Source organism: uncultured Pseudosulfitobacter sp. (assembly GCF_963976325.1).
Lineage (GTDB): Bacteria > Pseudomonadota > Alphaproteobacteria > Rhodobacterales > Rhodobacteraceae > Pseudosulfitobacter.
The window spans coordinates 991,847-1,017,562 of sequence record NZ_CAXBJW010000001.1 but is presented as its reverse complement, the minus strand read 5'-3'; the positions used below and the strand labels follow the sequence as shown (position 1 = coordinate 1,017,562).

19 protein-coding genes are annotated in these 25,716 nt (G+C 58.2%); 15 read left to right on the top strand and 4 right to left on the bottom strand.

Going from position 1 to position 25,716, the window contains the following annotated elements:
• The first annotated feature begins 72 nt into the window (after nucleotides 1–72).
• The 4 genes from AAC077_RS04985 to AAC077_RS04970 all read left to right on the top strand — a co-directional run bounded on the left by AAC077_RS04985 (nucleotide 73) and on the right by AAC077_RS04970 (nucleotide 2,395).
• Nucleotides 73–903 carry a hypothetical protein gene (locus AAC077_RS04985; protein WP_339767108.1) on the top strand — a complete coding sequence of 277 codons (831 nt, stop codon included), beginning with the start codon at nucleotides 73–75 and terminating at the stop codon, nucleotides 901–903.
• Nucleotides 900–1,217: a DUF6527 family protein gene (locus tag AAC077_RS04980; RefSeq protein ID WP_339767106.1), complete on the top strand. Its 318-nt coding sequence runs from the start codon at nucleotides 900–902 to the stop codon at nucleotides 1,215–1,217. Before AAC077_RS04985 ends, AAC077_RS04980 begins: the two co-directional genes overlap by 4 nt.
• A gap of 99 nt (nucleotides 1,218–1,316) precedes the next feature.
• The gene (locus tag AAC077_RS04975) at nucleotides 1,317–1,673 is read left to right on the top strand and encodes a hypothetical protein (protein ID WP_339767104.1); all 357 of its coding nucleotides are present in this window, start codon (nucleotides 1,317–1,319) and stop codon (nucleotides 1,671–1,673) included.
• 491 nt (nucleotides 1,674–2,164) lie between these two features.
• A complete protein-coding gene (locus AAC077_RS04970; protein WP_339767102.1) occupies nucleotides 2,165–2,395 on the top strand; it encodes a hypothetical protein in 231 nt (76 codons plus the stop codon).
• A 564-nt stretch (nucleotides 2,396–2,959) separates the two neighbouring features.
• Here the strand turns inward: AAC077_RS04970 and AAC077_RS04965 are convergent.
• Nucleotides 2,960–3,160, bottom strand: a complete 201-nt coding sequence (locus AAC077_RS04965) for a hypothetical protein (protein ID WP_339767100.1) — start codon at nucleotides 3,158–3,160, stop codon at nucleotides 2,960–2,962.
• A 510-nt stretch (nucleotides 3,161–3,670) separates the two neighbouring features.
• On the opposite strand from AAC077_RS04965, the gene AAC077_RS04960 reads away from it, so the two are divergent.
• Complete coding sequence (locus AAC077_RS04960) at nucleotides 3,671–4,846, top strand: O-antigen ligase family protein (RefSeq protein ID WP_339767098.1); 1,176 nt, start codon at nucleotides 3,671–3,673, stop codon at nucleotides 4,844–4,846.
• A 505-nt stretch (nucleotides 4,847–5,351) separates the two neighbouring features.
• Here the strand turns inward: AAC077_RS04960 and AAC077_RS04955 are convergent.
• The 3 genes from AAC077_RS04955 to menC all read right to left on the bottom strand — a co-directional run bounded on the left by AAC077_RS04955 (nucleotide 5,352) and on the right by menC (nucleotide 8,343).
• The gene (locus AAC077_RS04955; protein ID WP_339767096.1) at nucleotides 5,352–5,954 is read right to left on the bottom strand and encodes an acyltransferase; all 603 of its coding nucleotides are present in this window, start codon (nucleotides 5,952–5,954) and stop codon (nucleotides 5,352–5,354) included.
• A 539-nt stretch (nucleotides 5,955–6,493) separates the two neighbouring features.
• Nucleotides 6,494–7,210 carry a GNAT family N-acetyltransferase gene (locus AAC077_RS04950; RefSeq protein ID WP_339767094.1) on the bottom strand — a complete coding sequence of 239 codons (717 nt, stop codon included), beginning with the start codon at nucleotides 7,208–7,210 and terminating at the stop codon, nucleotides 6,494–6,496.
• Nucleotides 7,207–8,343, bottom strand: a complete 1,137-nt coding sequence (gene menC, locus AAC077_RS04945) for an o-succinylbenzoate synthase (protein WP_339767093.1) — start codon at nucleotides 8,341–8,343, stop codon at nucleotides 7,207–7,209. The genes AAC077_RS04950 and menC overlap by 4 nt, the downstream gene beginning before the upstream one ends.
• Before the next feature lie 125 nt (nucleotides 8,344–8,468).
• Between menC and AAC077_RS04940 the strand changes: the two genes are divergently transcribed.
• From AAC077_RS04940 to AAC077_RS04895, 10 genes are all read left to right on the top strand, one after another.
• The gene (locus AAC077_RS04940; RefSeq protein WP_339767091.1) at nucleotides 8,469–9,368 is read left to right on the top strand and encodes a MurR/RpiR family transcriptional regulator; all 900 of its coding nucleotides are present in this window, start codon (nucleotides 8,469–8,471) and stop codon (nucleotides 9,366–9,368) included.
• Nucleotides 9,369–9,404: 36 nt separating this feature from the next.
• Nucleotides 9,405–10,973, top strand: coding sequence for an ABC transporter substrate-binding protein (locus tag AAC077_RS04935; protein ID WP_339767089.1), 1,569 nt, complete (start codon nucleotides 9,405–9,407; stop codon nucleotides 10,971–10,973).
• 20 nt (nucleotides 10,974–10,993) lie between these two features.
• The gene (locus AAC077_RS04930; protein WP_339767087.1) at nucleotides 10,994–11,917 is read left to right on the top strand and encodes an ABC transporter permease; all 924 of its coding nucleotides are present in this window, start codon (nucleotides 10,994–10,996) and stop codon (nucleotides 11,915–11,917) included.
• 14 nt (nucleotides 11,918–11,931) lie between these two features.
• Entirely contained in the window at nucleotides 11,932–12,780 is an 849-nt protein-coding gene (locus AAC077_RS04925; protein WP_339767085.1) for an ABC transporter permease, read from the top strand.
• Nucleotides 12,780–13,745, top strand: coding sequence for an ABC transporter ATP-binding protein (locus tag AAC077_RS04920; protein ID WP_339767083.1), 966 nt, complete (start codon nucleotides 12,780–12,782; stop codon nucleotides 13,743–13,745). The genes AAC077_RS04925 and AAC077_RS04920 overlap by 1 nt, the downstream gene beginning before the upstream one ends.
• Nucleotides 13,738–14,688 carry an ABC transporter ATP-binding protein gene (locus AAC077_RS04915; protein ID WP_339767081.1) on the top strand — a complete coding sequence of 317 codons (951 nt, stop codon included), beginning with the start codon at nucleotides 13,738–13,740 and terminating at the stop codon, nucleotides 14,686–14,688. The genes AAC077_RS04920 and AAC077_RS04915 overlap by 8 nt, the downstream gene beginning before the upstream one ends.
• Nucleotides 14,689–14,691: 3 nt before the next feature.
• Nucleotides 14,692–16,197 (top strand): M81 family metallopeptidase, encoded by a 1,506-nt coding sequence (locus AAC077_RS04910; RefSeq protein ID WP_339767079.1) that lies wholly within the window; start codon nucleotides 14,692–14,694, stop codon nucleotides 16,195–16,197.
• A 59-nt stretch (nucleotides 16,198–16,256) separates the two neighbouring features.
• A complete protein-coding gene (locus AAC077_RS04905; RefSeq protein WP_339767077.1) occupies nucleotides 16,257–17,057 on the top strand; it encodes a carbon-nitrogen hydrolase family protein in 801 nt (266 codons plus the stop codon).
• Complete coding sequence (locus AAC077_RS04900; protein ID WP_339767075.1) at nucleotides 17,047–18,720, top strand: NAD(P)/FAD-dependent oxidoreductase; 1,674 nt, start codon at nucleotides 17,047–17,049, stop codon at nucleotides 18,718–18,720. The genes AAC077_RS04905 and AAC077_RS04900 overlap by 11 nt, the downstream gene beginning before the upstream one ends.
• A gap of 855 nt (nucleotides 18,721–19,575) precedes the next feature.
• Nucleotides 19,576–25,713, top strand: a complete 6,138-nt coding sequence (locus AAC077_RS04895; protein ID WP_339767073.1) for a cadherin-like domain-containing protein — start codon at nucleotides 19,576–19,578, stop codon at nucleotides 25,711–25,713.
• Nucleotides 25,714–25,716: the final 3 nt, after the last annotated feature.

Below are 25,716 nucleotides of genomic sequence, written 5' to 3'. Positions count from 1 at the left end.
CCGCCTCTAGCCACTCCGAAAATTCAACCGAAACAACCCCGCCAGCGGGGTCTCAAGCATTGGAAAAACGACATGCCCATTAACCCCGCCCACAGATTGATCCAGCTCGGTGTGAAATCGCTCGGCTTCGACCCTGGTCCCGTCGACGGCTGGTATGGTCCCGACACCCATTTGGCTTGTGCCGCACTGGCCGCGCAGGGACCAATCACGGCAACGCCTTGGGCAGTCCGAACGCTCAATCGCGGCTTGGCAGGCTTGGGTTACATGGAAGGGCCCGGTGGCGATCGCTACGACGCGGCCACGCGTTCGGCTCTTGGTCTGATGCTCGATGCCGATGGTCTTCCTGCCGCAAGCCGGGTGACGTCGCCTGCGCCGATCGTGCCGACAAGGCCCGCCATGCGTCCCGTCCAGACGCGCAGCGTGATGCGCCAAGGATCCACCAACAAGGTGATCGACACATTCATGCTGCACTGCGCCGCGGTTCCGGGCGACTGGCACCTCTACAAGAGCAACGCCGAGATCGTCCACGCGATCCACAAGATGCACACGCTGCCGACGTCGCAGGGCGGGCGAGGGTGGTCAGACACCGGCTATCACTCGATCACCTGCCCGGACGGCGAGCGCTTCGATGCGCGCCCTTGGCAGCGCAGCGGGGCAGGGGCGCTTGGCTACAACACCGGTGTCTATCACCAGCTGATGATCGAGGTCGACACCATCACCCGCACGCGCAGGGCCGAGGACTATTTCACGCCCGACACGCTGGCGACGACCAAGCGGCACATCGAAGAGATCTCGCAACGCACCCCGATCACGCGCCTGATGGGACATCGCGAAGTTGCCGCCAAGCTGTGTCCTGGCTTCGATGTGATCGACGCCGAATGGACGGAGAGGGCCGTGTCGTGAGTGCCCTTGGCTCCAAACTACGCGCGCTCGAGGGCGGCAAGGTCGCCTTCATGTGCCCCGGTTGCGGGTATCTTCATCAGGTAACAGTTGATGGTTCGCGCGGCTGGACGTTCAACGGCGACGGCGACCGGCCCACGTTCTCGCCTTCTGTGCTGGTGCGGACTGGATCAGCTGTGGATCCGACCTTCGTGGATGAACCAGGCGATCCGCCTACCGTGTGCCATTCGTTCGTGACCGATGGCCGGATCCGCTTTCTGGATGACAGCACGCATGAACTGGCAGGTCAGACCGTCGACCTGCCGGATCTCGCGTGACCGGCCGACATGGCCTCCCCTGAAATCTTCACTCTACTGATCGTCGCCGTGGTGGTGGCGATCATCGCGCTGACGCGCACATAAACGAAAGGAATCGTCATGTTTGATTTTCTCGCCGACCCCGAGGTACTGAACACCATCCTCATGATCCTCGGTCTTATCCTGACCTTCATCATCAACCGCGCTGCTGGGGCGTTCACGGCATTTACCGGAATCCAGATCGAGGCGAAGCACCGAGACGCCCTGCACTCCGCGATCAAAACCTACGTCGAAAGCAGCCTGAAGCACGGGCACGATGTCGGCATCGACTATCTGAAGGCCAACACGCTGGACTACCTCAAGCGCAGTATTCCCGACGCGCTGGCTGCATTGGTGCCCGGTGATGGGGTGCTTGATAAGCTGGTCGAGCGATACGCCGCCGAGGCGCTGGCAAAGCTGGGTACATCCAAGCGGTAAATGGCTGCTATCCCGCATAGCAGCCGAATATGTATGCCCCGTCCTGCCAAGTTGCAGGGCGGGGCCTTTTTCGTTTGTAGGTGACAGTGTTTCGCGGTTGTTCTATATACGTTCCGGTTTCACCGGGGCACAGCATGGTAATTGCAGATATTCTCGAGAGCCACGATCTCATCATCTACTGCCAAAACATCCAGTGCAGAAGGAGTGTGTGGATGACGCGTGCCGAGGCGATTGACCGGCTTGGAGGTGGCATTCGTTTATCCAGAATTCGAGAGCGAGCCAGGTGCAGTGCTTGTGGATCAGTGGGTGCTGAAACGATTGTTCAGTATGTCGGGAAGACAGGACGAGTTTAGCTTGTCTGCTAGGACAGTGCACAAGAGATTTTCTACGCACACGGAATTCACTCTGCTGGTTTAAAAACTTGACAGAAACCGGAACTTCACCGCTGTATTTTAGAATTTGCACATCGAGTGATGTGAAAGGAATTACAGATGAGTGGATTTGATCAATTTAGGCGCCTGCAAGAGCTATTGCGGGCTGCGGAACAGAAGCGCTTTAATACGCCAAGTCGTGGTCGCGTTGGTTGCCGCTTGGATTGGAGCGATGACGAAGACGAAAAGCTAATGCTGACGATCTATGGCAAGCTGACACACGAAGACCTGCGCGCTATCATTAAGTTCGCTGCAAGTATGGATAAGCGCCTCGCTGCTAGTCAGCCCTGATAACCTGGGGCGTGCAGGGACCGCCGTCGTGCGGGGGCATGATGCTGGGTGTGTTTAACCTGAGGGGGTACAACTTGACAGAATCAACCTTGGGGTATCACAATCAAGTTTACTAACCAAATCTTCCCTATTTCCCGGCCGCAACTTGCGGTCGGGCTTTTTTGCATAAGCTCTGCTCAGTCGTAGTTGGCGGCAGCCCTCTGTGAAGCCCTCACATGGATTTTACTTGGCTTATATTTCGGAATTTTTGATCTAGAGACGCTCCCCAAATGCATGAACGTCATCCTCGGCACTCGCAGCAGCGCTTCTCCCACGGCGTTGGAAAATACGAAATATGTGTTTAGATTGTCCTCTTATTGAGGCTTGGCCTAAAACCACTGCGAGGGAGCGGGCAGGTGGGTGCGTTGCGAGAAAGAATAAAGCAGTATCTGAAAGCACTGAGGCTACGCTTCGGCGATAAGTTTCACATCTATGACGTGATTGCAGTATTGGTGGTCATGTTTTGGCTGGCCATTTTCGCAGGGTACCTTGTCTGGGGCAGAGCCTGGTAAAGTGGGAGCCGCATTAGCTACCAAGCGTGCTCTCTATGAGCTGCTGACCTGCGATGAGCCAAAGCAAAGCTACCATCGCCCAGAATGCCCAAATTCGGCGAAACCTTCTTTTGGGGCGGATATCGCTCCGATCAACATCTGAAGATTTTCTGTCGCTAACAAGTGGCACCACATCCTCCCCAGGATTTGAGTCCTTGATAATCACAACCTCCATAGAACAATCCCATCTGATTCGATAGGTCTTCTCAAAAAGCTGGCAGAAATTCGCTAATTTCACCGCTGATGACGTGCGCAGTCAGGGATACCTTCGTATGTTCGAAGCCAGTGGTAAGTGCTTTCACCGGAGGGCGGCATGGTCATTGGGGATCTGATCGAGGACCAAAACCTGGTCATCTACTGCAAACACATCCGGTGCAGCAGGAGCGTGCACCTGACACGCGCTGAGGCTATCAAGCGTTTTGGAGTTGATTATCGGCGTTCATCCATCCGTGAGCGTAGTCTTCGCACCAACTGCGGCTCTGTGGGGGAGGACACGAATTTTTAGTATGTTGGACGGACGAGGCAGTAGATAAACCGCCCAAAATTACTCAAGCGCGTGGCTCAGGAACCAGCAAGGGTGTACATTGGGCTTAAGGCAAGAGGCAAATTGCGACTCTATACAAAACCGCAAAATTGCTGTTAAAGGACGTTGACTGGCTTCAGTATAATATTGGACACCTAAGGTATGATAAAATCAAGAGACGTGGTGCCTTATTTGGGGCTGCTGTGGGGAATTCTGCCTCTATTCTATATTATTCCCGGCGGGAATATAATATTTTATCTATTGCAGATAGTTGTTTCTCTGTTTTTATTTCTGATTTTATCAAAAAAAGCAATACCAAAAGCCTGTCTTGGTATTGCTGGTATTGGAGCGGTGTTTTTCGTTCAATCTGGTTACATGGATGCGCATCAGAATTTTGTGTTGTCGAATTATTTGGGCCTAACTCTATTTGTTCTCAACATTTCCCTTCTAATTTCTCTAGTTGATAGAGAAAGTATTTTGGCCTTTTCCAGAAATTTCTTTATATTTAGTTCTGTTTGCGCGATCATCCACATCATATTCATAAAGGCAGGCTTGATTAGCGGTCTTTGGGGAAGGTTTAGTTTTTTTGGTGGTTCTCACCCAAATTTAGGTGGGGAGATTTTTGCAATTTCAGCTTTTGCGGGTGCCATATCTATGAAAAAAAGCAGTTTTCTATTGTTGTGTATTCCTATGTTAATATCGACCTATTTTATGGAGACTAGGACTGGCATGATAGTAATAGGCTTGACAGCACTTATGAAAATTATTTTTGAGGTAGATGGCGAGCTGACAAAATCCAATCTGTTACGGCGCATTCTTCTGTGCATGCCCATAGTGATAGTAATTCTGCTCGAAGGTAGCTTGATAAGGGGGGCTGCGGAAGAGATACTCTTAGCAAGCGATCCGGACAGAGGGCTGGCAACAGGTTTTGTATCAGGTAGAAACTATCAATGGATGCAAGCATGGGAAAGCTTCACATTGCATCCTTGGTTCGGGTCGGGGATGGGTTTGTATGAAGATAGCATGAGAGGGGCACATAACCCGTTTCTGTACAGTATATCCATGTATGGAGTGGTTGGTTTAATCTTTTGGATTTGGCTGGGATGGTACGCATATTCTCTTGTCAAATCAAATTTTAAAATTTTTATATTTCTGCTTCCTAGTACCCTTATGCTCGTGCTTAATGATAGGTTTATGAACAGCAATTCCTTCCCCTTACTCTTCTACTTTTATGTTATTCAGTTCGGTCGTTTCACATCAGTCCATTGGAATGCTGAAGGAACAGTCTTGGGAAGAAGGGTAAAGTTTTTTAGGAGTAGAATAAGAATTCGAGCATAAAAATTGATCTTCTTTATCAGATTTTTTTCAATCTGGTTGGCTTGCTGAATGCTGATTTTAATTGCTTTCTGTCAAAAGAACGGCAAGCGCTCACCCTATGAATTTTCAAGGTTCTTTTGGCGCATGCTGTTAGATATCAGATGACCAAGTCTGTTCGCTCGCCTTTCTACCGTAATCGACAGCAACCAGGCTCCCAATATTGATATAAGAATGAGGGAAATTTTTGCTGGTATGCTACCATCCACGTTCTCGATTCCAAATGTACTAATTGCATATTTTTGCAGGGGCATGTGGATAAGATAAATAGTGAACGTAATTCCACCCAAGAAAACGAATGGGCGGCTTGAAAGCAGGGAATTAGATTGAGATGCGGTGGAAATACAGAGTATTGTAGCAACTGGTATTAAAAAACCGATGTACTCTATTGCTCCAGTAGCAAGCGTCAGTAGCAAATAGAGACTGAAATAAGTAAGGCACGTCAAGGTGCCAAAGTGCGGTTTGGTAATTATTGGAAAGTCTCTGCACACAAAAAAAGCGTAATCCCAAGTCCTATTCCAAATAGCCCTCTTAAGAGCCCACTTGGAGTGTCTATGAGTGGATATGAAGTTGAAATTATGGAGCAGCATAGCAAAGATATAGCAAAAAATATGAGGTTAAGGATTCGACGTTTTTTAAGGATGAAGAATGCGCCAAAAAATAGAATAGGTAAATATAGTTCTACAGACATACTCCAGCTCACACCATTCCACTGAGGCATGCCGAGCATATAAGATAGTCCAATAGTGGACAGCATTAGAGAAGCTTCTCCATGCTCCCACGACGAAACTTCAAAAGCTATATATAATATAAAAAGTGCGAGGTAGGGGGGGAGTAACCTGAAGGCCCTCTGAATCGAAAATTGCCCCCAAGTTTTCTGCTGCTTGTTCTGAGAATGTCCCAAGACAAATCCACTAATCACAAAGAAAAAATCCACAGCATTTCCCCAGTGCGAGTTTTCTATAATACCGCCAGAAATTTTAAGTACGATTGTATTTAATCCATAGTGATAAAGCACGATGATAAACGCCAGGATTCCTCGAATTCCTTCGATTTCCGTGAATCGCTGCATGAGTTCTGTCCCTTTTTTTATTTCCTAGGCGAAACGATGATTCGGATAAGGTTTCCTGATTTCGTGTTTTGATCAAGCGCATTTCAGCGTGAATCGCGCTGAAATGAGCAGATCTCTTCGAAGTCGCTTTCTTCGCACGCAAAATGCTGTGTGGCATCACATGTGAGCCAGATTTTTCAATGCACTTCTAACCCATTGATTTTGCATGCGCGGTCGCAGGTTCAGTTCTAGCATGGAGCGGACAACGAGAATCGAACTCGTAACTAAATCTTGGGAAGCTGCCGTGTTTCTGAGCGGTGGGCGCTTAGGTCGGAGCAGCTAAAGATCGTGGGACACTTCGGTTATAAGCCATTGATTTTCATGAGCGGACCTGACGGCTGATTTGGGACATGCGTGGCTTGAAATCAAAGCAATTTTCTCAACTATGACCAGTCCGGCCTTGGGTACCACCCTGTTTTGCAGGGTTCTCCGTGAAAATACAGACATCAATTATATGTTCAGTTTTCACCCATCGCGGCCCGGTGCGCCACCGTCACCGCCTATGCGGCAAGCTTCGTGAGAACATAGCACGACTGATCGCCGATAAATCCGCTGATGACAAAACCATCTTCCAAAGCCCGGCCAATCTCGTCGCGGACGCGCAACCTTTCGGCCAATGCTGCATCGGGGTCTGATGCGAGCATCGACGCAAAGTCGCTTGGTATGGTGACACGCCGCGCATCATCAGCATGAACCTGCGCAATGCGTGCCGCGCAATCTGCGACGCGCGCGGTGTCGAGAAACCAGTCCGCCATCAGCCGATCAGAAGGGGTGCCCGCGTTGATCCCGACCATTTTCCCATAATAATCGGCCAGATAGGTGTCGACGATTACGCCCAGTTTGCCCACGTTCAGCACTGCATTGGCTGCGCGCAACGGGTCGAATGTCCAGCGCACATGGGTGATGTCCCGTGCCAGACACCAGTCGCGCTGAAACCATTTCAGACGCGCCCCCAATCCCATCCCCTGCATTTTTGGCAACACCGCAAGACGGTGCGAATGCTGGATGTGCGGCTCGCGTGTGGGAAAGCCGAAGACATAACCGACAAGTTCGTCACCCGAGAAAGCGCCGGCGGCAAGACCGCCTTCGTGCTGGATGACCATCATCAGATCATAGGGGTCGGCCAGATCATCCTGTCCCCAGACTGCGCGTTGCAGGGCTTCGGCCTTGGTGAACTCTGCCATGCCGGACAGTTCGCGGATCACCGGTGCTGTCATGCGGAGAAGCTTTCGGTTGAAAGTGTCATCTCTGACAGAAAACTTTCATTCAGTGTGACGCCGATGCCAGCACCTTGTGGCACTGCCATGCGCCCGTCGGTTGCCTCGAGCGGTTCGTGGATGATGTCGCGCGCGAAATAGCGGCTGGCGCTGGACACATCGCCGGGTTTGGTGAAGTTGGGCAAGGTGGACAGATGGATGTTGTGGGCGCGTCCGATGCCCGATTCCAGCATACCGCCACACCAGACCGGCACGTCAAAGGCCGCCGCAAGATCGTGCATTTTCAGCGCCGTGTGATAACCGCCCGACCGCGCCACCTTGATGTTGATCACCCGCGCCGCGTCGGCCTGAAGCGCCTGACGGCAGGCGCGCACCGAATTGATGCATTCATCCAGACAGATCGGCGTTGTCATCCGTTTTTGCAGCACTGCGTGGTCCTGAATGTCGTCCCATGCCAGCGGTTGTTCGATGTAATCCAGCGCCAGATCGTCCAGCTTTTGCAGCAGGCCCGCATCGGCCAGTGTGTAACAGGCGTTGGCGTCCACGCTAAGCCGGATGTCGGGAAAGGCGGCGCGCACCGCAGCGACCAGCGCCACGTCGTGCCCCGGTTTGATCTTGAGCTTGATCCGTTTGTAACCTAGCCTGTGGTGGTGGGCGACGCGCGCGACAGTGTCGTCGATGGACCCGATTCCCAGCGAAACGCCTGCGTCTATTGCATCTCCGGTCCCGCCCAGAACGGTTTGCAGCGGCAGGTTTAACGACTTGGCCCACAGGTCCCAGAATGCCATGTCGACCGTCGCCTTGGTCATTTGGTGACCGCGCCACGGGGCCAGAAGCTTGTCCAGCGCCGCAGGGTTTTCAAAAGACTTCCCCACGATCATCGGCAGAAACAGTTCCTTGAGCAAGGCCATCGCAGCGGGCAGCGTTTCACCCAGATAGTCGGGCAGGGGGTCCATCACCCCTTCGGCATATCCGGCGTATTCGCCTGAATAGAGCGTCAGCAGCGGGAAAATGCGGTCATACATCGTGCCGGTCGAGATCACGAACGGCTGTAGCAAAGGCAGCCGGACTAGCCGCAATTCGGCCCTGTCGATGGTCAGCGGTGCGCGGGTCTGTTTGGCAATTTCCGACATGTCGAACCCTTTGGTTTGGCGAGGTTGGACTACGTGTAGTCGAGGGATATAAATATTGCAAGATTGACATTATGAAAGCTTTCTGTCATTTCGAGTCCCAGGAGACAGTTTAAGGGGGCGGCGCTTTGGCACATCCAGACAATATTTCGATCAGCGTTCAGCAACTGCTGGCTGACAGCGTCGAGGGTGCGACCAAAGGCGAAAAAGCCATCGCAAGCTACATGATGACGAACATCAAAACGCTTCCCTTCGAGACGGCATCGACCCTGGCCACCAAGATCGGCGTGTCAGAGGCCAGCGTCGGGCGGTATTGCCGCAGCATCGGGCTGGACAGTTTCAAAGAGCTGAAATCGCGGCTTCAGGCCGACTTGGGTGACAGCGCCTGGTTGATCGGGGATCGGCTGAAGGATTTTCATGCACGCTCCCGCAGTGGTGGGGCAGAGCTGAGCCGTGCGCTGGAGCTTGAGATTGCCGCCCTTGTCGCGGTTTACGAAATGGCGGGCAGCCCGCCTTTCGAGGCCATGGTCAAGCGGCTGGCGCACACGCCGCAGGTCTTTGTCGCGGGATTTCAGGCCGAACGCGGTCAGGCGCAGTATCTGACAAACGGCCTTCAATACCTGCGCCCTGGCGTCTGGTTGGCCGACCAGGAGGGCGGCACGTTTTCCGAGCTGTTGCAGGGCGACCCTGCGCAGTCCTGCCTGGTGATTATCGACGGGCGTAAATATTCCCGCATGGCCGAAAAGCTGGCGCGCGCCGCCAAGGAACGCGGCGTGAAAGTGTCGTTGATCACCGATCTGTACTGTACGTGGGATTCGGGGCTGGCCGACGAAACCTTTGCCGTGCCGACAGAGCTGAACCTGTTTTGGGACAACACGGCACCCATTTCCAGCCTGATCAGCCTGACGGTGAACGGCGTGTTCAACGAATTGGGCGCAGATGTCGAGGAGCGGATGGCCGCGATTTCTGCGGGCTACAACACCTTTGTCGGCCACCTCGGCGCGCCGTCCGACACAAGCAAAAAATAATCAAAAAAGCGCCACCATAGGGAAGGGACCATTACCATGATGTTCAACAAATATTTGCGGGCTGCAAGCGTGTCCATCGCGTCGATGATTGCGATGGCCCCGGCCGTCTTTGCGCAGGAAGCCACGATTGTTCTACCGTCCAACACGGTCGGTCTGACAAGTTATAACCCTGTTACGGCCATTCTGACGAACGCTGCCGCCTTTCTGATCTTCGACCGGCTGGTCGAGGTGGACGCCGCGCGCAGCTATCATCCGCATCTGGCCGAAAGCTGGGAAGAGTCCGAGGACGGCATGTCGTGGGTGTTCCACCTGAAACAAGGGGTGACCTTCCACAACGGTGTGCCCTTCAATGCGCAAACCATCGCGGACTGGCTGCCGCTGTATGACGGCACCGACAACGCCTATTACACTGCGGCCATCGACAGCATTCAGGTTGTGGATGAATACACGGTGAAGTTCGTGATGAAACATCCCGAACCGAACCTGCTGTACAACCTTGCCATCATGGGCGTGCCCGAACCCAAATCCTTTGTCGCCATGGGCGAGAATTTTGGCGTGACCGAAACCATCGGCACGGGGCCCTACAAGCTGGAAAGCTTCGACATCGGCCAGCAAACCGTTCTGGTGCGCAACGACGATTACACCTGGGGTTCGCCCGTCGCCAAGAACACAGGCCCGGCCAAGTTCGAACACCTGACATTCCGCGAGATCGCCGAAGCGTCGACCGCGTTTCTCGAGCTGAAAACCGGCGGTGTCGATATGCTGCTGTCGGTCCCTGCCGATTTCGTCCCCGAGGTTGAGAAACAAAGCGACCTGAAGCTGGTCAGTGTTCCGGGGCGCGAGCTGGTTTACATGGTCATGAACGTGGTCAAAGAACCCTTCACCGACATCAAGGTGCGCGAGGCCGCGGCCCTTGCCATCAACCAGCAGGAAATTCTGGACAACATCTATGGTGGCATCGGGCAGGTGGCAGACACCTTCCTGATCTCGGCATTGCCCGAGGCGAAAGTGGCCGACGAATATCGCATCGCGTTCAACCCCGACAGGGCCAACGCCCTGCTGGACGAAGCGGGTTGGACCATGGGCGGGGATGGCGTGCGCATGAAGGACGGGCAGCCGTTAGAGGTGTCCTTGTGGACCCAAAGCGACAGCGTGTTCCGCCGTCTGTCGGAAGTTGTGCAGGCGCAACTGAAAGCCGTGGGCATCAGCGCCGAGATCGGCACCTTTGACAGCGCCATGATCCGCGATCAGTACAAATCCGGCGAACAGCAGGTCGCCGTGCGGTCCTATGTCTGGGACAACGCCGATATTGTCGATTGGTTCTTTGGCGGTGACCGGCTGGGCTATCCGAACATCTCGATGTTCAACGACCCGAAGGCCGAAGAGTTGCGCGCTGCGGCCATGACCGGATCAAAAAGCTCGGACGAGCGGATCGCGAACTTTACCGCCTATCACGAATACGTCCTTTCGCAGTTTCCGGTCGCCCCGATTTACCAGCCTGTGGTCAGTGTCGGGTACAACACCTCGCGGATTTCCATGCCCGAAGTGTTTGACGCGCCGGGCATCGGGTCGACCGTGCTGATGGACATGGCTCCGGTCGAATAAGCGTCAGGCGGGGATCAGACATGTTGGGTTATTTCATCAGGCGGGTGCTGGTTCTGATCCCCGTTTTCCTTGCGGTGTCGGCGGTGATCTTTTCGATCATTCACCTGATACCTGGCGATCCGATCGACAACCTGCTGAAGATCGGTGCAGGCCCCGAACAGCGCGAGGTCATGACCGCGCGCTATGGCTTGGACAAGCCGCTGGCAGTGCAATACTGGATCTGGCTCAGCGGTGTGCTTCAAGGCGACCTGGGCACAGCCATCGTTGCCCGCAGGCCAGTGGCCGACCTGATCGCCCAGGCCTTGCCGCATTCGCTGGCGCTGGGACTGTGTGCACTGGCGTTCTCGACCTTTTTCGGGATTGTTCTGGGCACGATCGCGGCACTGAACCGTGACCGTTGGCCGGACCAGCTGATCATGACGGTTGTGCTGCTTGGCTCAACCGTTCCGGGGTTCTGGCTGGGTCTTTTGCTGATCCTGGTGTTTTCCGTCTGGCTGGGCATGTTCCCGGTGTCAGGCGCGCGCGACTGGTCGGCGATGGTTCTGCCGGTTCTGACCGTGGGTCTGGGCGGCACCGCACTGGTTGCCCGGGTGACCCGCGTGGCGATGGTCGAGGCAGGGCAGCGCGATTTCCTGATGCTTTTGCACGCCAAGGGGATGCGCCCCGCACGCATCCAGTTGCGCCATGTGTTGCGGCACGCGCTTATTCCTGTGGTCACCATCCTGTCGCTGCGCATTGGCTGGATCCTGGGCGGCGCCGTCACGGTCGAGGTGGTCTTTGCCCGTCCCGGCCTGGGCACGCTGCTGATCAAATCACTGAACCAGCATGATTATCCCGTGGTTCAGGCCTGTCTGCTGATCCTTGCGATGGCGGTGATGCTGGGCACCTTGGCGGGCGACCTTATTCAGGCGGCCATGGACCCGCGCGTCAGGGCGGCATTGTGATGGGGGTGGCTGTAATGAAACTGTCCGACACCACATTGGGCCGCGTCATGCACCGCCCCAAAGGTGTGATCGCCGGCACCTGGCTGATACTGGTGGTGTTCGTTGCGGTCTTTGCGCCGTACCTGACACCTTATGAATACGACATTCAGGACCTGCCCAATGCGTTCCGTGCACCGGATGCAGCGCATTGGCTGGGCACCGACGAATTCGGCCGCGATATGCTGACGCGCATCATGTATGGCGCGCGGACCTCGCTGAGCGTGTCGACGGTTGCAATTGGTATCTCGGTGTTCTGCGGCATGTGCCTTGGGGCGGCGTCAGGATACTTTGGTGGGCGGTTTGACCGGGCCGTGACGGCGGTGATCGACCTGACGTGGTCGTTCCCCGAAATTCTGGTGGCGCTTATCCTGGTGGCCATCATCGGCCCCGGTGTCACAGGGGCGATGGTCGCCATAGGCGTTGCCTATCTGGCGCTGTTCACGCGGCTGACACGGTCGCAGATCATGGCGATCAAATCCGAAACTTTTGTCGAGGCATCGCTGTCTTTGGGGGCCAGCCACGGTCATATCCTGATGCGTCATCTGCTGCCGAACGCGCTGGCACCGGTGATTGTCGCCGCGATGCTGGCCACGGGGGACGCGATCATCCTTGAAGCGACGCTGGGGTTCTTCGGCCTGGGCGCGCAGCCTCCGACCCCCAGTTGGGGCGGGCTGATGTCGTCGGGCACGGCACAGATGTTCAAGGCTCCGTGGATCATCATCATTCCGGGGGTGGCCGTGGCCGTGACCGTCTTTGCGATCAACCTGTTCGGCGATGCGCTGATCCATGCGCTGGACGTGCGCGCGCGCGTGCGGGAAAGCTGATGTTGCTAAGTGTCAAAAACCTGTCGGTGGGCATCGGCACACTGACCCTGCTGGAAGGCGTCAGCTTTGACCTGGCCAAGGGCGAGATCATGGGGCTGGTTGGAGAAAGCGGATCGGGCAAATCGCTGACAGCACTTGCGCTGACCGGCTTGCTGCCGCTGATCGGCGGGCGCGTCACCGCAGGGTCGCTTGAATTCGACGGCACCGACATGGTCACCCAGCCCAAGCGCAAGCTGCGGGCCCTGCGCGGACGCCGGATTGCCTTTATCACCCAAAACCCGATGACAGCACTGGACCCTGTGCAGCGCATTGGCCCACAGGTCGATTTCGTGTCCCGCACGCACCTGGGGCTGGACCGCAAAGCGGCGCGGGCGCGCACCATCGCGCTGTTGACCCAACTGCGCATTCCGCAGGCCGACACCATCTGTTCTGCCTATCCGCACCAGTTGTCGGGCGGCATGAAGCAACGCATCGTCATTGCGATGGCATTGGCGGGCGATCCCGACCTGATCGTCGCGGACGAGCCGACGACGGCGCTGGATGTCACGGTTCAGGCGCAGATCATCCATCTGCTGACCCGTCTGGTGCGCGAACGCGGTCTGGCGCTGGTGCTGATCACGCACGACATGGGCGTCGTGGCACAGGCCTGTGACAAGGTGGCGGTGCTCTATGCGGGCCGGCTGGCCGAGCAAAAGCCGGTGCATGCGCTGTTTGCCAGCCCTCAGCATCCCTATTCAGCCGCCCTGATCGACTGCATCCCCCGCGAGGGCATGGCACCCGGATCGTTGACGGGCATTCCCGGCAATGTGGCCTCGGCCACGGCTTATCCGTCGGGCTGCCGGTTTCACCCCCGCTGCCCGCGCGCGGGTGCAGGTTGCGACACCAGGGTTCCTGTTCAGCGTGGCCTGTCCGACGCGGGCACGGTCGCCTGCCATTACCCCCTGAACGGAGCGCCGGATGTCTGAACCTCTTGTCAAAATTCAGTCCCTGTCCAAGCGGTTCGACACCCCCGGCGGTTTCCTGAAAAAGCGGCGCAGCATGTTGGCGGTGCGCGATGTATCGCTGTCGATTGCACGCGGCGACATCGTCGGCGTGGTCGGTGAAAGCGGCTGTGGCAAGTCCACGCTGGCCCGTCTGGTGTTGCGGCTGATCGAGCCGACCGAAGGTGCTGTCTGCTTTGAAGGCGCCGACCTGACGCAGCTCAGCCGGGCCGAGTTGCGCAAGATGCGTCAGCGGATGGCGATGGTGTTCCAAGACCCCTATTCCTCGCTTGATCCGCGGTATCGGGTGGCGGATGCGCTGGCGGAACCTTTTGTGGTGCAAGGCCAGCGGGTGCCGCGCGGTCGCATCGACGCGCTGATGGAAAAGGTCGGTCTGCCCCCGTCAATGACGCAAAGCTATCCGCACCAGTTGTCCGGCGGGCAACGCCAGCGGGTCGGCATCGCGCGGGCCCTGGCGCTGAACCCGGATTTTATCGTGCTGGACGAGCCGACGGCGTCGCTGGACGTGTCTATTCAGGCGCAGATCGTGTCGTTGATCCAGGATTTGCAACGCGATCTGGACCTGACTTACCTGTTCATCAGCCACGACCTCGGGCTGGTCCGCTATTTCTGCAACCGCATCGTGGTGATGTATCTGGGCGCAGTGGTCGAGGAATTGCCCGATCCCGGCGCCGCGCCGCGCCATCCTTACACCCGTGCGCTGATGGCCAGCACCTTTGCCCCCGATCCGAACACCCGCCAGGAGGCCACCGAGCTGACCGGCGAGATCCCCAGCGGTTTCGACCTGCCGCGCGGCTGCGCCTTTGCCGCGCGCTGTCCCAATGTCACGGCCAGATGCCGCGAGACGGTTCCCGTGCTGAGCCGCGAACCGCACCCCGTCGCCTGTTTTCACCCAATCCAAGGATAACCCATGACGCACCATGTCCTCACTGCCGAATTTCTTCATGAAAGCAACACCTTCAAAAAGGGCCTGACCGAGCTTCACAACTTTGAGGTTGATGCGCTGATGGAAGGCGACGAGGCGTTGGCGCGTCTGTCCGACGGCAACACCGGCCTGTCCGGGTTTACCGATGTGGCCGACGCAGCGGGTTGGGACCTGACCCATGTGATTTCCGCCTATGCCGTGCCGGGGTCCAAGGTGTCGCGGCACGCATTCGAGCATGTGGCAGGCAAGATTTGCGCCGCCGTCGAACAGCACAAGGACACATTGGACGGCATCCTGCTGGCCATGCACGGGGCCATGGTCACCGAGTTCTGCGAGGACGGCGAGGGCGAATTGTTGCAACGTCTGCGCGACATCGTGGGGCCGGACATGCCCATCGCCACCACGCTGGACCTGCATTGCAACGTCACCCCGCAGATGGCGGCGCTGGCCAATATCATCGTGTCCTACAAGACCTATCCCCACATCGACCTGCGTGAACGCGGGCAACAGGCGGGCCGTATTCTCGAGGCAGCGATGGCGGGCAAAAGCCGCCCGAAAACCTGTCGCGTGGCCTGCCCGATGCTGGACGATCCCAACGGCGGGCGCACCGATGTTGGCCCGATTGTCCCGCTTTATGCGCGTGCGCTGGAGCATGAGGCCGAAGCCGGCATTCACTGCGTGTCGATCAACGCAGGCTTCAGCGATGCGGATATTCACGACATGGGCCCCACGGTTCTGGTGACCTATGATGCCAATACCGATGGCGCCGAGGCGCGCGCCCACACCATTTCGCAGCAGATCGCGGCGGAAATCTGGGAGGCCCGCAACAGCATCGCCAACGATTTTCTAAGCGTCGAAGATGCCTGTGCGGTCGCCACATCCTTTGACACCGCCAGGGGGCCGCTGGTGATCGCGGATTATGCTGACAACCCCGGGTCGGGCGCCTATGGCGATGCGACAAATCTGCTGGCTGCCATGCTGGACGCGAGGCTGGAAAACGCGACCTTTGCCCCGATGATCGACCCTGATGCCGCCACCATGCTGTGTGGGGGCGCAGTCGGCGACACGGTGACACTTGACCTGGGTGGCAAGAACGATCCGGCCTTTGGCGGCGGACCGCTGACATTGAGCGGCCAGATCATGCACATTTCGGACGGCTGGCTGACCGGCGACGGGCCAATGCTGGGCGGGTTGCGCCGCAGCTTTGGTCCCACGGCGGTTCTGCGGGTGGACGGCATCGACATTCTGGTCACCACGGAGCGCGACCAGATGCTGGACCTGCAACAGTTCAAGACTTTCGGCATCCAGCCCGAGCAGAAATCGGTGGTCGCGGTGAAATCCATGCAGCACTTTCGCGCCGCGTTCGAGCCGATCGCGGGCAAGGTGATCGTGTGCGACTGCGGCGCGCTGTCCACGCCGCAAATGAGCCGACGCCCCTACGTCAACGTGCGCCGCCCCATTTGGCCGCTGGATGAAAACGCCGAAATGTAGCATCACCTTGGGCGACAGGATCGCTAACGCCACAGGAGGCACGTTTGAAAATAGCCTGTATGCAGGTCGCGCCCCCGGCACCGGATATGGTGCACAGCCTCGCGCGGTTGAACGACACTGCCGCGCAGGCCAAAGCCGCCGGTTGCGATCTGTTGGTCACGCCAGAGATGTATCTGTCCGGCTATAACATCGGCGCTGCGCGGGTTCTGGAGCTGGCGCAGACCGCCGATGGCCCGGCGTCGGCGCAGGTGGCGGACATTGCCCGCCGTCACGGGCTGGCGATCCTTTATGGCTATCCGCAGGCTGACCCGCAAGGCGGTGCGCCCTTCAACGCAGTGCAACTGATCGACGCGGCGGGGGCGCGCATCGCACACTACCGCAAGACCCATCTTTACGGCGACGTGGACCGCGCGCAGTTTCAGGCGGGGCAAACCCGCGCGCCGGTGGTGTCGTGGAACGGCTGGCGGATCGCACTGGCAATCTGTTACGACATCGAGTTTCCCGAACTGACCCGCGCCTATGCGTTGGACGGGGCCGATCTGGTGCTGGTGCCCACCGCGAACATGATCCCCTATGACAGTGTCGCCACGCGGCTGGTCCCCGCACGGGCCGAGGAAAACGGGCTGTTTGTGGTCTATGTCAACTATTGCGGCAGCGAAGGTGATTTCGACTATTGCGGCCTGTCCTGCGTGTGTGCGCCCGATGGCCGCGATATTGCGCGGGCAGGGCGCGGGCCGGGGCTGATCGTGGCCGATCTTGACCGCGCCGAGATTGCGCGCACCCGCCAGGCCGTACGCTATCTGCACGACCGTCGCCCCGAGATTTACACCGAAATTGGAACGAACCGCGATGACATCTGACCCCAGACCCCAACCCTATGTCACCGCCTTTGGCCCCGACTTTACCTTTGCCTTTGACGACTGGATCACCAATCCCGCAGGCTTGGGCGCGGTGCCCGCCGAAAGCCACGGGCGCACGGTGGGGATCATCGGTGCCGGCATCTCGGGGGTGATCTGCGCCTATGAGCTGATGAAGCTGGGCCTGCGCCCCGTCGTCTTTGAATCCGGCCAATTCGGCGGACGGCTGCGCAGCCAAAGCTTTGAGGGCACCACCAATGCGATCGCCGAACTGGGCGGTATGCGCTTCCCGCTCTCGTCCACCGCCTTTTATCACTATGTCGATATGCTGGGGATCGAGACGCGGCCCTTTCCGAATCCGCTGACCAAGGCCGCAGGATCAACCGTGATCGACCTTGCGGGCGAGACGCTGTATGCCGAAACCATCGACGACCTGCCGCCGCTGTTTCGCGAGGTCGGGGCCGCCTATCAGCAGGCGCTGGAGGATCACGCCCAGTTCGGCGCCTTGCAAGCGGCGATCAAGGCGCGCGATGCCGCGTTGGTCAAGGAACTGTGGAACCCCATTGCGCGGGCATGGGACGACCGCAGTTTTTACGACTTTATCGCCTCGTCCGACGCGTTCAAAAAACTGTCGTTCCGGCACCGCGAGGTCTTTGGCCAGGTCGGTTTCGGCACCGGCGGGTGGGACAGTGATTTCCCCAATTCGATGCTTGAGATCCTGCGGGTGAACTTGCTGGGGCTCGATGACGATCAACACTATATGGTCGGCGGCGTCGAACAGGTGCCGCGCGGCCTGTGGACCCGCAGCCCCGACAAGATGGTCCACTGGCCCGAAGGGATGACGCTGGAAAAACTGCACGGCGGATCGACCCGCCCCGGTGTGGTGAAAGTGCGCAAGCAGGGCGACGATGGGCCGTTCGAAGTGACCGACCGCTGGGGCCGTGTCGAGACGTTCGATGCGCTGATCAGCACCTGTCAAAGCTGGCTGATGACCACGTCGATGGATTTCGAGGAACGTCTGCTGGCGCAGGATATGTGGATGGCGCTGGACCGCACCCGCTATATGCAGTCGTCAAAGACCTTTGTGATGGTTGACCGCCCGTTCTGGCGCGACCGCGACCCGGACACGGGCCGCGAGGTGATGAGCGTGACCCTGACCGACCGCATGACCCGTGGCACCTATCTGTTTGAAGACGGGCCAAACGCGCCTGCGGTGATGTGCCTGACCTATTCGTGGATGTCGGATGCGCTGAAGATGGAACCGCTGCCGGTTGAAAAGCGGGTCGATCTGGCGCTGGACGCGCTGCGTAAGATCTATCCCAAGGTGGACATCACCCAGCATATCATCGGCAACCCGATCACGGTCAGTTGGGAAAGCGACGAGAATTTCCTGGGCGCGTTCAAGGGCGCGTTGCCGGGGCATTACCGTTATAACTACCGGATGTACGGGCATTTCGAACAATCGCAGATGCCGCCCGAGCAACGGGGGCTGTTTCTGGCAGGTGACGGCATAAGCTGGACGCCCGCATGGGTCGAAGGTGCCGTACAAACCGCGCTGAACGCGGTCTGGGGTGTGATGACCCATCTGGGCGGGCACACGCACGCCACGAACCCCGGTCCGGGGGACGCCTACGCGGAACATGGGCCGGTTGATCTGGGCGACTAAGGTCGCGGGGCTTCTGAGGTCGGTTGGTGACATCGGTTTGTCGGACGGCGCAGACCCGTTCAGAGCTAAGGTGCCGCTTCAGGCCCCACCATCGTCGTCATTGCGGACGTGAATGCCATCCGTTTCTTTCAACAGTCGGTGACCTGCCGTTTCGCGGGATGTTGGACCTTTCGCCAGCCGGGTCCAAAGCTGCAACGAATCGGGTGGATTTCCGGCTTTATTGGCCGATTTGAACCAAACACTCATTTCAGACACAATTGGTTCCTGTTCAGGAACGCAACCGGCGGCGGCCAGCGTTCAATTGGGGCAATAATTGGGCGCAACCGTTTGGGGTGTATTTGTTTCCGAATTGGAAACGAAACTGCCGGTGATTAACGGATCACACGGGAAATGGAGCATGAAAACACAGGGTTTAGCGCGATAAGGCGGAAACAGTGATGGGAAAACACCGCGCAACTTCAGGCTGAATTAGGGCCCAAGTTCGGCAGCTTTGCCGCAATGTTGCGAATTTATAGACATTTTTTGCTTTGTTCGACCCATTGGCAATTGTATGACTGAACCTGCCCAACTGGGGGGCGATGTCTGTAGGTCACGGGGGCGACCGCGCTGAGTCACATCAATTTTGATGTGGAGGATGTGCGTGCGCCGGGTTGCTGCCGCAACACCGTATACGCAATGTGGTCAAGGTCTTTCCTTGGCGACTGAACCTGTGTGTCAGGTCATCTTCCCATCACTTGTGTGTTTCCGCGCGGGTCGCCCGGCCGCCGCAGGAATCGTTCTTTAAAGGGTTCGAGTTTGGTTAGTCCGCGGTGGTGCGGCAGTGGCGTGCACCACGCCTTTAAAGGAAATGCAAAGATGACATTCTATTATGATCCGAAGACCCCCGTGGACCCTGCAACGCCCGAGAAAACGACGCGCGATGGCGTGGTGGATGGCGACAATAATGCCAATGTGATCAACGCGGCCTACACCGGCGATCCGGAAGGCGACAAAATTGACAACAACGATGCAATCATTGGTTCGGACGTCGGTGATCAGGACATCGTGGATGCACGCGGCGGCGATGACGTGGTTCATGCGGGCGCTGACGACGACGAAGTTTATGCGGGCGCGGGCGACGACACTGTATATGGCGGCACGGGCGACGATCTGATCTATGGTGACAGCGGCTATACCGGCGGCACCATCGGCAAGACGACCGGCGACGAAAACATGTTCCGCTGGAGCGAGCTGCCCGACCCCGATGGGGCGTGGCACGGCAAGGTCGACGATGGCGAAGACCTGGAAAACATGACGCTGAGCCAACAGGTTGGTGGCGTGAAGGTAACGGTCGAGACACCGCCGCGCCCCTCGTGGCACTCGAACGGTCTTGAGACCGAATTCGACAACGAAGCTATTTACGTGGGCGGTCTCAAGGACAGCATCAACACACGCTCGAGCCTTGAATCCGAAGCGGACAACGGAGAAAGCGGCACCTACAAGATCGGCTTCGACAAAGCGGTTGATCAGGTGCGTTTCAACATCACCGACATTGACGCCGACGTCGGCTTTGTCCGCGTGCTGGCCTATGGGCCCGATGGCACGGCCGTTCCGGTTGATTTTCAGGTTGGTTCCGGTCTGTCGCTGGGATCGAACAACACCATCACATCGAACAGCGACCATGGCGATGCGCGCACCGATGCTGACGCGGCTGTGACCGTGACAGTCACCGGCCCCGTCAGCCGGATCGAAGTGATCCACGCAGGCGATGGCCACGGCCAGTCGAATATCTACATTTCCGACATCGGCATCGTTGAAACCTTCGAGACCATCGAAGGCACCGACGGCGAAGCGACCGCGGCGCAGGGTGTCGGCGCTGACTTCTTGAACGGTGACGCAGGCAACGACACGATCTATGGCCAGGGCGGTGACGACACCATCAACGGCGGCGCGGACGACGACCTGTTGGTTGGCGGCTCGGGCGATGACAGCATCGACGGCGGGTCGGGCGACGACGTGATCTATGGCGACAATGCCGGCGAAACACCCCCGACATCGACCGAGACCGTGCGCGAAAGCTTTGAGTGGGATCAGGCAGGCGTGGCCAACGGTCAGGACATGGACGGCTTTACGCAGAACACCGGCAACGTCGATGTGACGTTCAAAGTGCTGCAAGAAACCGGCGCGGCGGATACCGAATTTTCAACCGATCAGCAAAAAGTCCACTCGATCGAGGATGACGGCAAAGGCGTTGACGCTTTCAGCTCGCTGGACAGCGAAACCAAAGGCAAGGGCAACCAGGCCGACTATGAGCTGTCGTTCAGCGATGCGGTTGAAAACGTGTCCTTCCGCGTCAACGACATCGACGGCGACGGCGTGGTGCGCATCACAGCCTATGACGCCGACGGCAAAGAGATCAACGTCGACATGACCGGCGGTGGCAAGCTGACGCTGATCGACAGCGACGGCAAGTTTGGCGTCGACACGGCGGACAGCAACGGCGGCTACGAGGAAGACACCTCGGGCAACTATTCGATCCTGGTCGACATTCCCGGCCCCGTCAGCCGCATCGTGATCGAACACGATCAGGATGGCTCGAACAACTCGGGTATCAACGTCACGGACGTGTATTTCGACGCCAAGGTCGGCGTGCCTGCCGGTGAAGACGGCAACGACGTGCTGAACGGCGGCGACGGCGACGACATGATCTTTGGCGAAGGCGGCAACGACACGCTGACCGGCGGCGAAGGTGACGACACACTGTCCGGTGGCGACGATGCCGACGTGATCTTTGGTGGCGCAGGCGATGTGGTCGATGGGGGTGCAGGTGGCTTTGATGCTGATCCGGCGCTGAACACCGACAACGACACATTGGACCTGACAGGCCAAGGTTCGTTCTACATCACCGACAAGGTTGTGGACAGCAACGGCAACGGTTTCGACGGCACGATCGTTTTTGTGGACGGCGACGGCAAACCCACTGGCGACACGCTGGCCTTCACCGAGATTGAAAACATCATCGGCGACGAAGTGAACCGTGGCCCCGACGCGATGGACGACACCGCGACCACGGATGAGGACACGGCGGTCACCATCGACGTGCTGGCGAACGACTCCGATCCCGATGGTGACACGCTGACCATCAAGTCGGCGACAGTGCCGGCCGACCAAGGCACCGTCGAGATTGTGGACAACAAAGTGGTTTTCACACCCGCCGACAACTTCAACGGCGAAGCAACAATCACTTATGTGGTTCAGGACGGCAACGGTGGGGAAGACACCGGCGAGGCGGTTGTGACCGTGACACCGGTCAACGATGATCCGGTTGCCTTGGATGACACCGCGACAACAGACGAAGACACCTCTGTCACCGTAGACGTTCTGGCGAACGACACCGATGTGGACGGCGACACGCTGACGATCAAATCGGCGACAGTGCCGGCCGATCAAGGCACCGTCGAGATCGTGGACAACAAAGTGGTGTTCACACCCGCCGATAACTTCAACGGCGACGCGACCATCACCTACGTGGTTCAGGACGGCAACGGCGGTGAAGACACCGGCGAAGCGGTTGTGACCGTGGGCGCTGTCAATGACGCACCCGATGCCGTGGACGACACCGCGACAACGGATGAGGATACAGCTGTCACCGTGGACGTTCTGGCCAACGACACCGATCCTGATGGCGACACGCTGACGATCAAGTCGGCGACTGTTCCTGCCGACCAAGGCACCGTAGACATCGTTGACAACAAACTGGTGTTCACACCCGCCGACGACTTCAACGGCGACGCGACCATCACTTATGTGGTTCAGGACGGCAACGGCGGTGAAGACACCGGCGAAGCGGTCGTGACCGTTAACCCCGTCAACGACGATCCGGTTGCCGTGGATGACACTGCGACAACAGACGAAGACACGGCTGTGACCGTGGACGTGCTGGCGAACGACACCGATGTGGACGGCGACACGCTGACGATCAAATCGGCGACAGTGCCGGCCGATCAAGGCACCGTCGAGATTGTGGACAACAAAGTCGTGTTCACACCCGCCGATAACTTCAACGGCGACGCGACCATCACTTACGTGGTTCAGGACGGCAACGGCGGCGAGGACACCGGCGAAGCGGTTGTGACCGTGGGTGCCGTCAACGACGGCCCGGTTGCCGTGGATGACACCGCGACCACAGACGAAGACACAGCTGTAACCGTGGACGTGCTGGCCAACGACACCGACGCGGACGGCGACACGCTGACGATCAAGTCGGCGACCGTTCCGGCAGACCAAGGCACCGTAGACATCGTTGACAACAAACTGGTGTTCACACCCGCCGACGATTTCAACGGCGACGCGACCATCACTTACGTGGTTCAGGACGGCAACGGTGGCGAAGACACCGGCGAGGCGGTTGTGACCGTGACACCGGTCAACGACGATCCGGTTGCCGTGGATGACACCGCAACAACAGACGAGAACACGCAAGTTACCATCGACGTGTTGGCCAACGACACGGACGTGGACGGCGACACGCTGACCATCAAGTCGGCGACTGTTCCGGCGGACCAAGGCACCGTGGACATCGTTGACAACAAGGTTGTGTTCACGCCGGCCACCGACTTTGTCGGTGACGCGACCATCACTTACGTGGTTCAGGACGGCAACGGCGGTGAAGACACCGGCGAGGCGGTTGTGACTGTGAACAACGTCAACGACGCGCCCGATGCGGTGGATGACGTGGCTGCGACCTTCAATCAGGATTCGGTTCTGATCGACGCACTGGCCAACGACACCGATCCCGATGGCGACAAGCTGACCATCACCAACGTGGCCGTGCCTGCGGCCTTGGGTGTTGCTGTCATTCAGGACAACAAGGTCCTGTTCACACCTGCCGCCAATTACGAAGGCATCGTGAACATCAGCTACACTGTCGAGGACCCCTCCGGGGCGATGGATACGGCCAACATCCAGGTGACGGTCAACGACGGTATCGTCAGCGGCACAGACGGCAATGATCTGATCAACGCAGGCTACACTGGCGATGTCGGTGGCGACATGGTCGATGCGGGCGACAACGAGTTCTCGGACGATCCGACCAAAGCCGATGATGACATCATCGAAGCAGGCGATGGCAACGACACTGTCTTTGCCGGCAACGGCGACGATCTGGTCAATGGCGGCGAAGGCGATGACAGCCTGAACGGCGGCATGGGCGATGACACGCTGAACGGTGACAATGGCAACGACACCATCAACGGCGGTGCCGGTGACGATCTGATCAACGGCGGCGATGGTGACGATGTCATCAAGGGCGGCGACGGGTCCGACACCATCTATGGCGGTGACGGCAACGACGTGATCACCTCGAGCGATCCCGACAACGATCTGAAAATCGACAAGGGCTATCCGGGCCTGTTCACCGGCGAAGAAGGCACACCTGCTGCCGAAAACGAGCGTGACTTTGTGGACGGTGGTGCCGGCGACGACACCATCAGCACCGGCGACGACCGCGACACCGTCTTTGGTGGCACCGGCAACGATGTGATCGACGCAGGCATCGACGACGATGAAGTGTCCGGCGACGATGGCGACGACCGCATTGTTGGCGGCGAAGGCAGCGACATCATCTACGGCGGCATCGGCAACGATACGATCTACGCCGGCAACGACCCGCTGAAGGTCCCGGATTCGACCAACATCGAAGACGACGGATCGAATCCGTTCGGTGCCGACAAACGTCAGGACAACGGCCGTGACACCGTCTATGGCGGCGAAGGCAACGACGTGATCTATGGCGCGGACGACGATGACCTGCTGTACGGTGACGAAGGCGACGATTACATCGACGGCGAGATCGACGATGACACCATCTTTGGTGGTGTTGGCAATGACACGCTTATGGGCGGTCAGGGCAACGACGAGATCGACGGCGGCGAAGGCGACGATTACATCAACGCAGGCCGCAACGCCGACACCGTCTATGGCGGCACGGGCAACGACACGATCCTTGGCGAAAACGGCGCCGACAAGTTGTACGGCGGCGACGGCGACGACTGGATCGACGGCGGCACGGGTGACGACACGCTGGACGGCGGCGACGGCGATGACATGATCATCGGCGCAACCGGCGACGACGTGATGACCGGCGGCGCGGGCAACGACACCATCGACGGCGGCAACGGCGGCGACGACTCTATGTCGGGTGGCGACGGGCGCGACACCTTCCTGAACGCCAATGCGGGTGACACCGTGGACGGCGGCACAGGCGGCGATGATTTCGACACGCTGAATCTGACAGGTGCGGGCAAATACGAATATGTCAGCCGCACCACCGATGCGGACGGCGATTCAACCTCGGGCACCATTCGGTTCCTGAACGACGATGGCACCAGCAAGGGCACGCTTGATTTCTACGAGATTGAATCAATCATCCCCTGCTTCACCCCCGGCACCCTGATCGCCACGCCCAAAGGCGAGCGTCGGGTCGAGGACCTGCAAGTCGGCGACCGGGTCATCACCCGCGACAACGGCATCCAGGAAATCCGCTGGGTCGGTCAGAAGTCGATGACAGGCACCGAGTTCGAGCGTGCCGCACACCTCAAGCCTGTCCTGATCCAGAAGGGTGCGCTGGGGGGCGGTCTGCCCGAGCGTGACATGATGGTATCGCCCAACCACCGCGTTCTGGTGGCCAACGACAAGACTGCGCTTTACTTTGAAGAGCGTGAGGTTCTGGTCGCGGCCAAGCACCTGACCGGTCTTGAAGGGGTCGATATTGTTGACGTCAGCGAAACGACCTACATCCACGTGATGTTCGACCAGCACGAAGTGATCCTGTCAGACGGGGCCTGGACCGAAAGCTTCCAGCCCGGCGATATGACACTGGCCGGTATCGGCAACGCACAGCGCAACGAACTTTTCGAGCTCTTCCCAGAGCTGAAAACGCGCGAAGGCGTCGACGCATACACCTCGGCACGCCGGTCCCTGAAACAGCACGAGGCGGTCCTTTTGACCAAATAAGCG